We start from the raw sequence: 15,023 nt of genomic DNA, 5'->3' as shown, positions 1-15,023 counted from the left end.
TTATGATTGGATTTTATCGTTTTCCAGAATGTTTGCTTCGTCTTCAAGACCGAAGGCAACGTGGGATTCAATCCATTTTCGGCGAGGTTCTACTTTGTCTCCCATCAATGTCGTAACTCTTCGTTCCACACGGGCAATATCATCAATTGTAACCCTGATCAGCGTTCTGGATTCTGGATTCATGGTCGTTTCCCACAGCTGGTCGGCATTCATTTCACCAAGACCTTTGTAGCGCTGTATCGTATACCCATTTTTGAATTCCTTCAGGATTTTCTGCATCCCATCCTCATCCCAGGCGTATTCGGTTTTTTCTTTCTTTCCTTTGCCTTTGGATACTTTATAAAGCGGTGGAAGGGCGATGAACACTTTGCCGGCTTCCACTAAGGGCCGCATATAGCGGTAAAAGAAGGTAAGCAGCAGCACCTGGATGTGGGCACCATCTGTATCCGCATCGGTCATGATGACAATTTTGTCGTAATTGCAGTCCTCAAGGGTGAAATCCCCTCCGACTCCTGCACCGATAGTATGAATAATCGTAGAAATCTCTTCGTTTTTAAAGATATCCGCAATTTTAGCTTTCTCTGTATTAATGACTTTACCGCGGAGAGGAAGAACAGCCTGGAATTTGCGGTCACGCCCCTGTTTGGCTGAACCGCCCGCAGAGTCCCCCTCTACAAGATACAGTTCGTTTTTCTCCGCATTTTTTGACTGCGCCGGGGTCAGTTTCCCGCTTAAAAGCGTATCCTTCCGCTTCTTTTTCTTACCGGAACGGGCGTCTTCCCTCGCTTTTCTCGCGGCTTCCCTCGCTTCTTTTGCCCTGATCGCCTTTTTAATCAGCATCGAGGCCGAATCGGGATTTTCCTCTAGGAAATAAGTGAGTTTCTCGGCTACCACACTGTCAACAGCCGACCGGGCTTCGGATGTCCCCAGCTTGCTTTTCGTCTGGCCTTCGAACTGAAGAAGCTCCTCAGGGATTCTTGCTGAAATGATCGCTGTAAAGCCTTCCCTGATATCGTTTCCTTCGAGGTTCTTATCTTTTTCCTTCAACAGCTGGGTTCGGCGTGCATAATCATTAAACACCCGGGTAACGGCTGTCTTCGCTCCCGATTCATGCGTTCCGCCATCCTTTGTACGAACGTTGTTGACGAAGGAAAGAATATTTTCTGCGAATCCATCGTTAAACTGAAACGCAAAGTCCACTTCTATCTCTGACTGTATGCCTTCAAACGATACGACGTGATGAAGGGTGTCTTTCTCTTCATTTAAATATTTAACAAATGAAACCAGTCCATCATCATACTGGTATTCCTCTTTCTCTCCATCCTTACGCTCATCGACTAAGATGATACGAAAGCCTTTCAGAAGAAAAGCCGCTTCTCTCAGTCTTTCCGAAAGGGTTTCAAAATTAAACTTCGTTACAGAAAAAATTTCAGGATCCGGCTTGAACCGGATGGTTGTCCCTGTTTTGCGTGTGGCTCCCTTTTTTTCCAGGGAGGTAACAGGCACGCCCCCTTTTTCAAAACGCTGATAGTACTTCTCCCCATCACGGCAGATATGAACTTCCAGCCATTCGGATAAGGCATTAACCACAGATGCTCCGACGCCGTGAAGACCGCCGGAGGATTTGTATCCGCCCTGGCCGAATTTACCTCCGGCGTGTAAAACGGTTAAAATCACTTCCGGTGTCGGCTTACCGGTTTTATGCATCCCTACAGGCATGCCGCGGGCTTCATCCTGCACAGAAACGCTTCCATCTTTATGAAGGGTAACCGTCATCTTTTGTCCGAATCCAGATAAAGCTTCATCGATGGCGTTATCCACGATTTCGTGGACGAGGTGATGAAGACCACGGTGGTCCGTAGATCCAATGTACATCCCCGGTCGCTTCCGGACAGCCTCCAGCCCCTCCAATACTTGTATAGAATCATCTGAATACGTATGATTTTGACTCGACAATTTCCAATCGGCTCCTTTCTCTTACACAGCAACTAATTATCATGATAGAACAAACGTTCGATTGTGTAAATGACTTTCCTGTTTACACGGGCAGATTCAGTTATAAGACACGCAGTGGAACAGAGGGTTTTTCCCGTTCTATTCTGCTGCCTGTCTTATGCCTGCTTATATCGTTTCGTGAAATGGATGCTGTTTATACAACCGCTCTCAAAAAAACACTGCTTGTTATATTGTAGCGATTTTACATCGTTTCGCAAACATAATTCTTCCAGATAACGTGAAAAAATCCCTGAAAGGACAGGGATTTTTTCAAATTCATCTTTATTTGATCACCGGTATAAGCTGTGCGCAACCTTGATACAGGAGTCCATAATCACCTTTGTGGAAGTATCTTTCAACTGTTCCCACGCTTCTTCATGATACACTCCCTGTTGAGCCCAGAAAGCTTTCGCCCCAAGGCTCCGGGCTTCTTCGGCCACTCCCGGCAGGTATTCAGACCGGCGGAACACATTTACAATATCCACCGGCTCCTCGATCTCCTGAAGCGAAGCGGCGGCCGGTTCGCCAAGCACTTCTGTTATCGTCGGGTTTACAGGAATAATTTTGTACCCTGCCGCCTGCATGGCTTCACTGATCTGGTAGGACGTGCGGTGTGGTTTATCGGATAGTCCGACAACCGCAATTGTTTTAGATTCTTTTAATACATTCTTAATCTCCTCTGGAGACGGATGTTCAAATGGCATGTCCATTCCTCCTATTCTTCGATAAGCCCTTCTTCAACGAGATATTCACGGGCCACCGTTTCTGGTGAACGGTCTTCAAAATCCACTTCATAGTTCATTTCCCGCATTTCATCTCCGGTAATCCTACCGCCCAGTTGATTTAAAGCATCTTCGATTTCCGGAAACTGATCAAGTGTTTCCTGTCTCATCAACGGGGCACCCTGGTACGGAGGAAACAGATTTTCCGGATCTTCCAGCACTTTGAGGTTCAAGTCCACCATATACCCTGCTGTGGCATAGGCATCAATGATGTCCACTTCGCCATTGGAGATCGCTCCCTGGCGGAGACCTGGATCCATTGTTCTTACTTCCCCGAGATTAAGATCATACACTTCCTTCATTCCCTGATAACCGTCCTGGCGGTCATTGAATTCGAGGGTGAATCCGGCTGTTATTTGATCTTCCACTTGTTTCAAGTCCCCGATGCTTTCCAGTCCGTACTGCCCGGCAAGCTCTTCCGTCGTTGCGACAGCATACGTATTATTGAACTGCATCGGCTCCAGGTAGGCCATGTCATATTGTTCACTCATTCCATCGGCTGCCTGCTGGTAAACTTCCTGTTCCTTGTTACTTTGCGCCTGTTCTCCCATAAGGGAAACGATGGCAGTTCCTGTGAATTCAGGATAAACATCAATGCTTCCTTCTTCAAGAGCGCTGAAAACAAGGTCTGTTTTCCCAAGGTTTGGTTTTAAACCAACCTGAAGATCTGTTTCCTCTTCGATGAGAAGTTTGTACATGTTGATTAAAATGGCCGGTTCGGACCCGAGTTTAGCCCCGAGAACGAGATCATTCTGCGATTTGCTGCTGAACAGCAGCGGTCCTACAGCGATGAGTGCGGCAATAACAAGAAGACTGACGAGCGAGCGGAACCCGGACTTTGCTGATGTCCGTTCAAACAATCGGAGGATGAGATCCAACAGAATCGCAAGCAGAGCCGCAGGAATCGCTCCGAGAAGGATCAAATTGGCATCGCCTCCACGATCAAGACCGAGCAGGATCAAGTCACCAAGGCCTCCAGCTCCAATGAGTGCGGCAATGGTCGTCGTACCCACAATCAAGACCATCGATGTCCGGATACCCGCCATGATGACCGGCATCGCAATAGGCAGTTCGACGCGGGATAACCGTCTGAAGGAACTCATTCCCATCCCGGTAGCCGCTTCTTTTAATGCCGGATCCACTTCTTTTATTCCAGTGTACGTATTTCTGAGTATTGGAAGCAGTCCATATGCTGCCAAAGCTATGATGGCGGGCGTTTCGCCGATTCCGAAAAATGGAATCAAGAAAGCGAGGACGGCCAGGCTGGGAATAGTCTGAAGAACCGCTGTCACCCCGATTACAGGTTCAGCAATGTTCAATTTTCTCGTTAACAGCAAGCCGAGCGGTACAGAAATCAATGTTGCGATCACAAGGGCAATAATGGAGATCTGCAGGTGCTCCCACACTTTCTCCCACAGTACATCCTGTCGTTCTGCAAAAACCTGAATAAATCCATTCACAGCTGAACAGCCCCCTGTTCCTCATCAGATTTCTCTTTTAAGTAATGAACGATATCTTTATAGGAAAGAGTACCGACGAGCTGGTCTCCTTTTATAACGGGAAGAACCCGGTGGGAGCCTTTTTCAAATTCAGAGACGGCTTCCCGGAGAACCGTTCCGTTCTTCAGGACCGGCATCATGACTTCCCTGCCGTCCGTGACGCCTGTTTGATACACACCTTTTTCTGAGGTGAGAACATACGATCCGTTGTCCGGAATCAGCCCCTGTTGAAAGTCGTGATAAGGGAAAATCCTGCTTCCGGACTGATCCATAATGATATCCACAGCTGTCAGCCATGGGGATTTCCTGCCTCCGATAAAATCACGGACAAAATCATCCGCCGGATGGAGAAGGAAATTCTGCGGTGTATCGACCTGGACAATCCCGCCTTCTTTCATCAGGCAGACGCGGTCTCCCAGGGCCAGGGCTTCATCCATATCGTGCGTCACGAACACAATGGTCTTTTTAATTTCCTGCTGCAGGTTCCGGATATCCTTTTGAAGCTGCTCCCGGCTGATTGGATCAAGGGCACTGAACGGTTCGTCCATGAGGATAATATCCGGGTCCGCTGCCAATGCTCTAATCACCCCTACACGCTGCTGCTGTCCACCTGAAAGTTCACTCGGTTTACGTTTCCGGTGTTTCTCAGGGTCAAGACCGACCATCTGCATCAACTCATCAATCCGCGCGGATACATCTTTTTTCTTCCATTTCTTCATTTCAGGAACAATGGCGATGTTCTCCTCAATCGTCATGTGTGGAAAGAGGGCGATTTCCTGAAGAACATAACCGATGTTCCAACGCAGTTCATGAACGTTGTATTCTTTAATGTCCTTATTATGTATCGCTATCGTCCCATCAGTTGGATGAATGAGCCGGTTGATCATTTTCATCGTCGTTGTCTTTCCACATCCACTCGGACCGATCAGGGTGAGCAGTTCCCCTTCTTTCACCTCGAGATTTATATGTTTTAAAGCCGCCGTCCCATCCGGGTACGTTTTGGACACATCTGTAAAAGTTATCATGCATTTCCTCCTTCATAAACTAAAGACCGTACTATTTACCCACATTCACACACCTTGAAACCTATTGCAATTATTCAACCTTCCCGCACAAAAGCGGTGGAAAAGCCTTGTCACAACTTTTCTGATTGGTATAATAAGATGTTGCGGCGTTTGATTTGCAGCTTTCCGTCATATACATAGAGGTTCTTGGAAGAAAGAGAAGCTGATAGAATTTTCCGTTCTTTCTCCAACGTCGTCATGATAAAATAAAAGAAAGTAATGAAGGAGTTGAACTTATTGGAATATCTACTCTATTCCCTTACCGCCTATCTCCTCGGCTCCATTCCATCAGGACTGATCGTTGGAAAAGTGGGTTATGGCACAGATATCAGAGAACATGGCAGCGGAAATCTCGGTGGGACGAATACGTTCCGCGTTCTCGGAGTAAAAGCCGGCTTGATCGTTACGATTGCCGATATTTTAAAAGGGACGCTGGCTGCCGCCCTTCCATTTTTTCTCGGAGCAGAAGTCATCCCGCTTATTATAGGTATTTTTGCCGTGATTGGTCATATGTATCCCGTATTTGCCGGGTTCAAGGGAGGGAAGGCCGTCGCTACGTCCGGAGGCGTGATTCTCGGAGTGAACCCTCTGGTGTTTCTTGTACTTGTGCTATCGTTTTTCATCCTATTATATTTGACCAAATATGTATCCCTTTCCTCAATGGTGTGCGGGCTTGTCGGGATAACAGCTTCCATCCTTCTGCAGGAGTATGGCTTGACGATGGTGATATCTGTCTTTACGATTTTTGTCATCTACCGGCACCGCTCTAATATTAAAAGAATCATCAATAAGACAGAACCTAAAATCACGTGGATGTAACACGAAAGCCTGTCCTCCAAGGATAGGCTTTCTTTAATTGAAGCATCCTAGATAGACGGCACATTTCCATAAGCATTCCATTGTCATTAAAGAAATACATAAGGTATACTTTGACATAGAAAGAAGGCCTGAAAGGAGTCCTTGCTATGAATAAAACCGAACTAAATCAGACAAAACAGCTGCCTACTAAAGAAGAAAGACATAAATTATTCGGGTCTGTCGATCCAGGTCCGCGCACGAAACCCGTTGAAAAAGATCAGATGGCTGATCTTCAAAATTCAAGAAAAGATTTTCTATTCGATATTGATATGGTCGGTATTTCCAACGTGAAGCATCCGATCCGTATCCCAAGCAGCATGACCCCGCAGATTCAAACGACCATCGGTACTTTTTCCTTTGGTTCCTCGATTGCTAAAGGCAGTAAAGGAACGAATATGAGCCGGTTCACTGAACAGCTTGATAAATATCACAACGAAGGTTTTGCCATAGATATTGAAACATTGAAGCAGTTCACCGAAGAACTGGCCGGACGCCTGAAACAGACGGACGCTGAAGTGGAAGTCACCTTCCCATGGTTCTTTGAGAGGAAAGGTCCTTATTCCGACCTGACAGGAATGAATCATGCTGATGCCACTATCCGGGTGGAGTACGATCAGGAGACCGGTCATGATGTCACGGTATCCCTGACTGGGAAAATTACGACGCTGTGCCCATGCTCGAAGGAAATCAGTGAGTACAGTGCGCACAATCAACGCGGGAATGTGACGATGACGGTCAAACTGACAGACGACTTCAATGAACAGGAGATCGATTGGAAAGCTGCCCTGCTGGAAGCCGCTGAAAGCAATGCAAGTGCCAGGATCCACCCGGTGCTCAAACGTCCGGATGAGAAAATGGTCACGGAGCAGGCCTATGAGAACCCTCGGTTTGTCGAGGATATCGTCCGTCTTGTCGCTGCCGATCTGTATGAATATCCATTTGTGGAATCCTTTGAAGTTCAGTGCCGGAATGAGGAATCGATTCACCTTCACGACGCAGTGGCTTCCTTGAGCTACGACAAGAAGCTGGAGCGTACACAGGAAGAACGATGAAACAGGTCATGATCGGCATGATCCGTTTTTATCAAAAGGGAATCAGCCCCTTTTTTCCACCGAGCTGCCGTTTTCAGCCTACCTGCTCCTCATACGGACTTGAGGCTTATAAGCGCTTTGGCTTTTTTAAAGGAACATGGCTGACGGCGCGGCGGATTTTAAAATGCCATCCTTTCCATCCGGGTGGATTCGACCCTGTACCGATGAAAAAAGAACACGCAGACAAGTAAAGCGGAGACGGAACGTTTACCTTCTCCTCTTTACGGATATAGCAGGATATAGATGATTTTTAATGACAGGAGTTGAGCTGAGATATGAATTTAACTGTAACCGAAGAAGCTGCCGAATGGTACGAAAATGAACTCGATATTGATGAACAGGCCCATCTCCGTTTTTACGTCAGGTACGGTGGGACCGGGGGCCTTCAGCCTGGATTTTCCCTGGCAATTAAATTGGAGGAACCTACTGAACCGGTCGCCGAAACAAAAACAGGACGGATTCATTTCTTTATAGAATCAGATGATGCCTGGTATTTTGATGATCATTCTCTTGAAGTTCAATATGATACAAAATGGGAAGAACCTTCCTTCGAATATAAAAAATAAAGACGCCCTTGGGGCGTCTTTATTTATGTCTCTTTTCTCCTGAGCGCGAAACGCTCAATATGATCCCATCTGCCTTCCGCTTTTAATATCTCATACTGTTTATTTCCGAACAAATCAAAATGAGGATAAGGGTCAAGATGGATCCATCCCGGGTGAAGGTCGTAGCGGCTTCCCCACTCCTTTAATGCATCCAGGTCACTGCATCCGGCTTTTGTCACGGTATCACAGCCTGGAAAACGATCATCGATCCAGAAATGTGTAAGAAATGCTACTTCCCCATTCTGGACTTGATGTTTCCACGCCTGCAGCTCTTCCCTTTTTACACCGAACGCCATCAGCCTGTCGTCTCCATTGCTGAAAGATAAGCCTCATGCCATGCAGGAAAGCTTTTTCGGATAGACACCGGGCGGAAACTGCCGCTTTTTACAACTACGTGCTTGGTGACACCAGTCACGGCTGTAGACCCGTCAGCGTGCACCACTTCATACCCGTAGGATACCCGGAGACCGTCATAGGACTCCACCCATGTGCGCACGCAGACATCATCTCCGTAGCGGACAGGCTTTTTAAAACTGACCTGTGCGTCAATGACCGGTGAAACGACTCCTTCTTTTTCAATTTCCGCATAGCTGAACCCCAGGCCGTCGATAAAAGCGGTCCGGCCGATTTCAAACCAAATCAAATAATTGGCATGATAGACGACTCCCATCATATCGGTTTCCTGATACCTGACCTGGATTGGTGTTTCCACAATTTTCATCACTAAGACTCCCTTCTCACTGCACTCCAGGCTTTTTCCAAGTCTGGCAGTTCAAGCTCGTTCATATCCTCAGGCTCATCTTCAAGCATACGGATGGCCTGGTATTGGACGGCCTCATTTACTAGATTATTAACAAAACGTCCGTTTCCGCGAATATAGTGGCCGGCATATTTTTCGAGCAGGTACGACTCGGCCCATTCATTGAAAAAGTAACCGTAATTCTGTGCATGGTAGTGGGTCATTTCCAACAGCTCCTGTTCTGTGTAATCAGGGAACTGAAAGTATTTCTTGAATCGGGACGACAGCCCTGGATTACTTTCAACCAGCTGCTCCATCTCGACCTTATAACCCGCTAAAATGACAACGAGGTTTTCATTATGCTTTGTCATCTCATCTACGAGTGTTTCAATGGCTTCTTTTCCGAAATCATCACGTCCCCCATTATAAAGGGCATACGCTTCATCTATAAAAAGAACACCGCCGAGCGCTTCTCTGATTTTTCGTTTTGTTTTTATGGCGGTCTGACCGACATAGCCGGCTACAAGATCAGATCGGGATGCGACAACCATGTGCCCCCTCTTCAATAGACCGCATTCTTTTAATACATCGGCATAGATGGAGGCGACGGTTGTCTTCCCTGTTCCCGGGTTTCCTGAGAAAACGGAATGAAGCTGAATAGGTACAACCGGGTATCCTTTTTCTTTCCGTTTCTGCTGGGCCTGCACGAATGATGACAACTTCCGGACTTCTGTTTTAACACTTGAAAGACCGATCAATTCATCAAGCCGCTGCATAGGGGAACGCTCTTCCAGCTTATCGTCCTTATCCCACGATAAGTCTTCCGTCGTAATCCGCATATGATCAAGCCAGTGCTGTTTATCACGCTCTGCTTCCTGTGCTCCTTTGTGAAACACCGTTTTTAACACCAGGTTTTTTACTGTTCTGGCATTTCCGAATGAATCATCGACCCGTTCTTTATCGATCAGGGAGTCAAACTGCTTTCTGGCCTGTTCTGTAAAAAAGAAATCATTCTCAAGCGCCGTCTGTTCGGCTATATTCATGAGTTCATCCATCTGATAGTCCGGGAGTTCAATGTGATTCTGCTCCGGGAATCGGCTCCTTAGTCCTGGGTTGGACCATAAGAACTGGCGCATTTCCTCTGGATACCCAGCCATGATGACCGCAAACTTTCCGCCGTATTCCTTGCTTGTCATGGCAGACACCAGGGTGTCTATGACGGCTTGTCCATAATCATTGCCTGTCTGACCTTCCCTGCGCAAGCTGTAGGCTTCGTCAATGAACAACACCCCACCGATGGCCTGTTTCACATAGTTCATCGTGTTCTCTTCACTTTGTCCGACATATGAACCGACCAGATGCGAACGGTTGACTTCAACAACCTCTTTCGTATCAAGAATACCAAGCTCATGGTAAATATTAGCCAACAGTCGGGCCATCGTCGTTTTCCCTGTCCCCGGGTTACCTGTAATGATCATATGTAACCCTGGTTCATCCACCATGGTAAAGCCGAAGTTTTTCCGTTCCTGCTGATACTGCAGGAAGCGGTAGTAGCGGTGGATGTAGTCTTTTACATCCTGCAGGCCGACCATTTGATCCAGGGCTTCCAACGGATTACGGCTTGCTGTTTCCGTTAAAAACTCCGGCAGCCGCCGGTGGATGTCATCCTGTTTATCAGAAAGCTGCCTTGTCCGCTCATTCACTTCCTTGACCGGTACACGGATTCTCCGATTCTCAATGGAATGGATGGCTTCTTCAAGCATCTCCTTCAGCTCTACCAGCTCGTTATAAATATCCTGGTAAATTTTCAGACGACTGGAAACATCAAGCAGGGGCTTTTCTGCCAGGTCATGATTCCATTGACTGATGACTTCTTTCACATCTTCATGTATCGATTTTACTTTTTTAGCTTTTGCAGAGTCATGGTCCGTCTCGTGGAGGATCCACTGCTCCAAAGGTGTCTCCTTCAGTATGGCGTACGCCTTCATCAGCTGTTTTGACTCATAAAGATCGGTAACCAGGGAGTGGGACCCTTCCAGCCGGCGGGCTTCATCAATAAACTGATCAGCCAGTGGGTCTTCCCCGGGGTGTCTTTTCATCCTGTGATAAGCAAGGGCGGTATAAAGGACCGCTTTCAGTTCCTTGTCCTCCGTCCCTTCATTCACATACCGGAGGGCCTCCACCTCTGTAATAGGAGGGGCCTGATCTATACTTTTCCATTGTCTCAACGTATTCAGCATCTACATCACTTCCTTTTCTATCACCGGTTTACATTTTATCATAGTCACCGGAACATGTAGATGAAGATGCACACGATATGAAAAACCGCTTCTCCTTTTAGAGAAGCGGTCAGCTCTTTAATATTGTTGATGTCGGGAATGGGCGGACTCTTCTTTGATCTCCTGCCTCATCGCTCGGAGAGACTCATTTCTCCGTTTGTTTTTGTCTTCAATGTTATGCTGTTCCTCTTCTGTAGCATACGCAAGAGCATCATGAGAAGCTTCAATGTTTTCAATCGTGTTCTGCACTTTCTCCTGAATCCGGTCTACATTGTCGGCACGGTTATCTGGATTTGGTTTTTGATTGGCCATATGCTGTTGTTTATGAGACATACAAAACCCTCCTGTCTGCGTTCAATCGCCCCATCCTCATGGAGTCATCCTTACTTTCCCCATAAAGGACGGATTTATGAACACGTAAAAAAAGAAAAGCAGATTCCGGTTTATGACGGAATCTGCTTTAAACGGTCCTTATGTCTTTTTTCTATACGATCATCAATCTGATCCATCAGCTTTTGATCAGACTCAATCGTTCTTATGTTTTCTTTTACACGCTCTTCAAAAGAAACAGGTTTATGTTTTCTCATGGAAATCTCTCCTTTACTGGTATGATTTCCACTTTGGACAAAAATTATTCCTATTTTAGCGCATTTTTCATTTTTTCCATATCCTCATATGTCATTGGCCCTACGATCCGGGGCTCCTGGATAGTGCCGTCTGTCCCGATGAAATAGGTGGTCGGTATCGAAATGATCTGATAATCCTGATTCAAGGATAATTCCTTATCCAGCAGCACTGGGAACGTGTAGCCTCCGTCCTCTACGAACGTAGCAACATTCTCTATGCTTTTTTCAGAACCTGTCCCATTCACAGCAAGGATAACGACTTCTTCTCCATATGCTTCCTGAAAACGCTGCATTTCAGGCATTTCTTCCCTGCACGGCGGACACCATGTCGCCCAGTAATTCAGAAACACCTTTTTCCCTTTAAAATCAGAGAGGCTGACCTTTTCACCCTCGAGAGTTTCCAACGTAAAATCAGGAGCAGTACCTCCCACCTGCAGCCCTTCAGGAGCATTGGGGGCCGTCATCCCTGTACCGTCCTGACTGCCGCTGATTCCAGGCTCATCTGAAGTCTGATGTTCCGCGCTTTTTTCCTGTGTTACAGAAAAGAGGCCGAATATGAGAAGTCCGGCTAAAAAAAGACCAGCGATCCATTTCTGCATAGATTTCCCCCGCTTCTGGTTGTCCTTATTCTATGTATAAGAATATAAAAAAAGATTATGTCCGTAAAGCCGGGAATAAAAAAAGACCGCTCAAAAGAGCGGCCTCTCTTTCCCATTATTTAAGCTTATTACGCAGAACCATCTGCAGGATTCCACCATGGCGGTAGTAATCCACTTCCACTTCACTGTCAAAACGGGCAATGACATCAAATTCTTTCTTATTGCCTTCTTCATCCACAGCGGTTACCTTAACAAGGTCACGCGGCTTCACGTCTTCACCGACTTCAACGTCGAACGTCTCCCGACCTGTAAGACCAAGGGATTCAACAGAATCTTCCGGTTTGAACTGCAGTGGAAGAACTCCCATCATGACAAGGTTGGAACGGTGGATACGCTCAAAGCTCTCAGCGATTACTGTCTTAATGCCGAGAAGGTCGGTCCCCTTGGCCGCCCAGTCACGGGAACTTCCCATACCATAATCATTACCGGCAATGACCATCAGAGGCGTTTGATCCTCCTGATACTTCATAGCTGCCGTATAAATCGGCATGACTTCTTCTGTCGGCCAGTAAGTTGTAAATCCACCTTCTGTACCCGGCGCAAGCTCGTTACGGATCCGGATGTTGGCGAACGTTCCGCGCATCATCACTTCATGGTTACCACGGCGGGAACCGTAGGAGTTGAAGTTACGCGGGCTGACTCCTTTATCCTGCAGGTACTCTCCTGCCGGCATATCTTTTGGAATCGCTCCTGCCGGTGAAATGTGGTCCGTCGTAACAGAATCACCGAACTTACCAACAACCCGCATTCCATTCAGTGGTTTAACTGTCTCGGGATCTTTGGAAAGACCTTCAAAGAACGGCGGGTTCTGGATATATGTGGAATCATCATTCCAATCATATAATGGCTCATCTGTCGTCTGGATTTCATTCCATTTTTCATTGGAATTGAAGACACTTTCATATTCTTTACGGAAGATTTCCGGAGTCACTACGCGGGCGATTTCCGCTTTAATTTCTTCCTGGGAAGGCCAGACATCGTCAAAGTAGATACCTTTTCCATCCGCTGTTTTACCGATCGGCTCATTTTTCAGGTCGATATCAACCGTACCAGCCAGTGCATACGCAACAACAAGCGGCGGAGAAGCCAGGTAGTTGGCTTTCACGAGCGGGTGGATACGCCCTTCAAAGTTCCGGTTACCGGAAAGAACAGAGGACACGGTAAGGTCACTGTCAGCAATCGCTTTTTCAATCTCAGGAAGAAGCGGACCGGAGTTTCCGATACATGTGGTACAGCCGTACCCGACAAGGTTGAAGCCAAGCTGGTTTAAGTAATCCATTAATCCTGAATCCTCAAGATAGCGGGTTACAACCTTGGAGCCCGGTGCAAGGGACGTCTTCACATAGTCAGGAACCTGCAGTCCGGCTTCCACCGCTTTTTTCGCAACAAGTCCGGCTCCAAGCATAACGTGCGGGTTGGAGGTGTTTGTACAGGACGTGATCGCTGCGATTGCAAGAGCACCTGTTTTCATGACCGTTTTGTCGCCGTTTTCGAACTGGACTTCCGCCTCTTTCTTAAATTCAGACTTATCAAGTCCGAATCCGTGGTTGCCGGCAGGGCCGGTGATCGCTTTTTCGAAGGAGTCCTTCATCTTGGATAATGGAATCAAATCCTGTGGACGCTTAGGACCGGACAAGTTCGGCTCCAGCTCCCCGAGATCGATTTCAACCAATGACGTAAATTCAGGATCTTCGAAAGATGGATCATACCAGAGGTTGTTGCGCTTGGAATATTCTTCGACAAGGTTGATCTGCTCTTCGCTTCGTCCAGTCAGACGGAGATATTCCAGAGATTCCCCGTCCACCGGGAAGAAGCCGCATGTAGCTCCATATTCCGGTGCCATGTTGGAAATCGTAGCACGGTCAGCCAATGGCATTTCCTGTAGTCCTGGACCAAAGAACTCCACAAACTTCCCGACAACGTTCTGCTCACGAAGCACCTGGGTTACTTTCAATGCAAGGTCCGTAGCTGTTGTCCCCTGTGGGAAGCTGCCATTCAGCTTGACCCCGATGACTTCCGGTGCAGGGAAATAAGACGGCTGACCAAGCATTCCAGCTTCAGCCTCAATGCCACCAACACCCCAGCCAAGAACACCGAGACCGTTGATCATCGTCGTATGGGAGTCTGTACCTACAAGTGTATCCGGGTAAGCCTCATAGGTGCCGTCTTCCGCTTCCAGCGCGTGAACGACATTTGCAATATATTCAAGGTTTACCTGGTGGACAATACCTGTTGCCGGTGGAACAGCACGGTAGTTATCAAAAGCTTTCTGGGCCCAGTGAAGGAATTCATAACGCTCTTTGTTTCGTTCAAACTCAAGCTCCATATTCACATTCAGTGCATCAGGTGTGCCGTATTTATCCACCTGGACAGAGTGGTCGATGACAAGATCCACCGGTACTTCCGGGTTGATTTTGTCTGGACTTCCGCCCATGTCGACCATTGCTCTTCTCAAGGAAGCAAGATCAACAACAGCCGGTACGCCGGTGAAGTCCTGCAGAATAACACGGGAAGGTTTGAATGGTACATCTTCCCCTTTTGATTTTTCAGTTCCCCAGTTTGCTAGACTCTCCACGTGCTCATCTTTGATGACACGTCCGTCGTGCTGACGAAGCAGAGACTCCAGTAGGATACGGATGGAGAAAGGCAGACGGGAAACCTTGCCGTGTCCCGCATCTTCTAAGGCTTTCAGATCATAATAGTTATAGGTTTGGCCGTTTAGGTCAAATTGTTTGCGAGCTTGAAATGCATTGCTAGCCATTTTCCTTTTACCCCCTCATCAATATTCAAACAATGGCCTTTATAGAGGCGTCATTGTTCCCCAAA

The 15,023-nt window shown here is 47.2% G+C and carries 17 protein-coding genes; 5 read left to right on the top strand and 12 right to left on the bottom strand.

The features are described 5' to 3' along the window. Entirely contained in the window at window positions 1-1,956 is a 1,956-nt protein-coding gene (gene parE, locus ACXAD6_RS09090; protein WP_474968598.1) for a DNA topoisomerase IV subunit B, read from the bottom strand. 41 nt (window positions 1,957-1,997) lie between these two features. Here parE and ACXAD6_RS09085 point away from each other — a divergent pair, with 41 nt between their 5' ends. After that, entirely contained in the window at window positions 1,998-2,192 is a 195-nt protein-coding gene (locus ACXAD6_RS09085) for a hypothetical protein (RefSeq protein ID WP_474968597.1), read from the top strand. 93 nt (window positions 2,193-2,285) lie between these two features. On the opposite strand, the gene ACXAD6_RS09080 is transcribed toward ACXAD6_RS09085, so the two are convergent. From ACXAD6_RS09080 to ACXAD6_RS09065, 4 genes are all read right to left on the bottom strand, one after another. Next, window positions 2,286-2,699, bottom strand: a complete 414-nt coding sequence (locus ACXAD6_RS09080) for a CoA-binding protein (RefSeq protein WP_474968596.1) — start codon at window positions 2,697-2,699, stop codon at window positions 2,286-2,288. An 11-nt stretch (window positions 2,700-2,710) separates the two neighbouring features. Beyond that, window positions 2,711-4,237 (bottom strand): ABC transporter permease/substrate-binding protein, encoded by a 1,527-nt coding sequence (locus ACXAD6_RS09075; RefSeq protein ID WP_474968595.1) that lies wholly within the window; start codon window positions 4,235-4,237, stop codon window positions 2,711-2,713. Beyond that, a complete protein-coding gene (locus ACXAD6_RS09070) occupies window positions 4,234-5,301 on the bottom strand; it encodes an ABC transporter ATP-binding protein (protein WP_474968594.1) in 1,068 nt (355 codons plus the stop codon). The genes ACXAD6_RS09075 and ACXAD6_RS09070 overlap by 4 nt, the downstream gene beginning before the upstream one ends. Window positions 5,302-5,411: 110 nt before the next feature. Beyond that, window positions 5,412-5,540, bottom strand: a complete 129-nt coding sequence (locus tag ACXAD6_RS09065) for a hypothetical protein (protein ID WP_474968593.1) — start codon at window positions 5,538-5,540, stop codon at window positions 5,412-5,414. A gap of 19 nt (window positions 5,541-5,559) precedes the next feature. Between ACXAD6_RS09065 and plsY the strand changes: the two genes are divergently transcribed. The 4 genes from plsY (at window position 5,560) to ACXAD6_RS09045 (ending at window position 7,855) form a co-directional block, all read left to right on the top strand. Next, entirely contained in the window at window positions 5,560-6,159 is a 600-nt protein-coding gene (gene plsY / locus ACXAD6_RS09060; RefSeq protein ID WP_474968592.1) for a glycerol-3-phosphate 1-O-acyltransferase PlsY, read from the top strand. Between the two features lie 146 nt (window positions 6,160-6,305). Beyond that, a complete protein-coding gene (gene folE2 / locus ACXAD6_RS09055) occupies window positions 6,306-7,250 on the top strand; it encodes a GTP cyclohydrolase FolE2 (protein ID WP_027954310.1) in 945 nt (314 codons plus the stop codon). Then, complete coding sequence (gene yidD, locus ACXAD6_RS09050; protein ID WP_474968591.1) at window positions 7,247-7,480, top strand: membrane protein insertion efficiency factor YidD; 234 nt, start codon at window positions 7,247-7,249, stop codon at window positions 7,478-7,480. The genes folE2 and yidD overlap by 4 nt, the downstream gene beginning before the upstream one ends. A gap of 84 nt (window positions 7,481-7,564) precedes the next feature. Beyond that, on the top strand, window positions 7,565-7,855 hold the full coding sequence (locus ACXAD6_RS09045) for a HesB/YadR/YfhF family protein (protein ID WP_474968590.1): 291 nt from the start codon (window positions 7,565-7,567) through the stop codon (window positions 7,853-7,855). Between the two features lie 23 nt (window positions 7,856-7,878). Here ACXAD6_RS09045 and ACXAD6_RS09040 read toward each other — a convergent pair whose 3' ends face one another. From ACXAD6_RS09040 to acnA, 7 genes are all read right to left on the bottom strand, one after another. After that, window positions 7,879-8,190, bottom strand: coding sequence for a hypothetical protein (locus ACXAD6_RS09040; protein ID WP_474968589.1), 312 nt, complete (start codon window positions 8,188-8,190; stop codon window positions 7,879-7,881). Beyond that, window positions 8,190-8,615 (bottom strand): acyl-CoA thioesterase, encoded by a 426-nt coding sequence (locus tag ACXAD6_RS09035; protein ID WP_474968588.1) that lies wholly within the window; start codon window positions 8,613-8,615, stop codon window positions 8,190-8,192. The genes ACXAD6_RS09040 and ACXAD6_RS09035 overlap by 1 nt, the downstream gene beginning before the upstream one ends. Window positions 8,616-8,617: 2 nt before the next feature. Further along, window positions 8,618-10,873 (bottom strand): AAA family ATPase, encoded by a 2,256-nt coding sequence (locus ACXAD6_RS09030; RefSeq protein WP_474968587.1) that lies wholly within the window; start codon window positions 10,871-10,873, stop codon window positions 8,618-8,620. A 117-nt stretch (window positions 10,874-10,990) separates the two neighbouring features. Then, window positions 10,991-11,245, bottom strand: a complete 255-nt coding sequence (tlp, locus tag ACXAD6_RS09025; RefSeq protein ID WP_474968586.1) for a small acid-soluble spore protein Tlp — start codon at window positions 11,243-11,245, stop codon at window positions 10,991-10,993. 110 nt (window positions 11,246-11,355) lie between these two features. After that, the gene (locus tag ACXAD6_RS09020; protein WP_084163013.1) at window positions 11,356-11,499 is read right to left on the bottom strand and encodes an FbpB family small basic protein; all 144 of its coding nucleotides are present in this window, start codon (window positions 11,497-11,499) and stop codon (window positions 11,356-11,358) included. Between the two features lie 50 nt (window positions 11,500-11,549). After that, window positions 11,550-12,137: a TlpA family protein disulfide reductase gene (locus tag ACXAD6_RS09015; RefSeq protein WP_474968585.1), complete on the bottom strand. Its 588-nt coding sequence runs from the start codon at window positions 12,135-12,137 to the stop codon at window positions 11,550-11,552. A 115-nt stretch (window positions 12,138-12,252) separates the two neighbouring features. After that, entirely contained in the window at window positions 12,253-14,958 is a 2,706-nt protein-coding gene (acnA, locus tag ACXAD6_RS09010; protein WP_474968584.1) for an aconitate hydratase AcnA, read from the bottom strand. Between the last annotated feature and the right edge of the window lie 65 nt (window positions 14,959-15,023).

The organism is Halobacillus sp. ABH2_015, assembly GCF_056158945.1.
The sequence above is the reverse complement of the archived record's forward strand: the minus strand, read 5'-3'. Positions and strand labels throughout refer to the sequence as shown.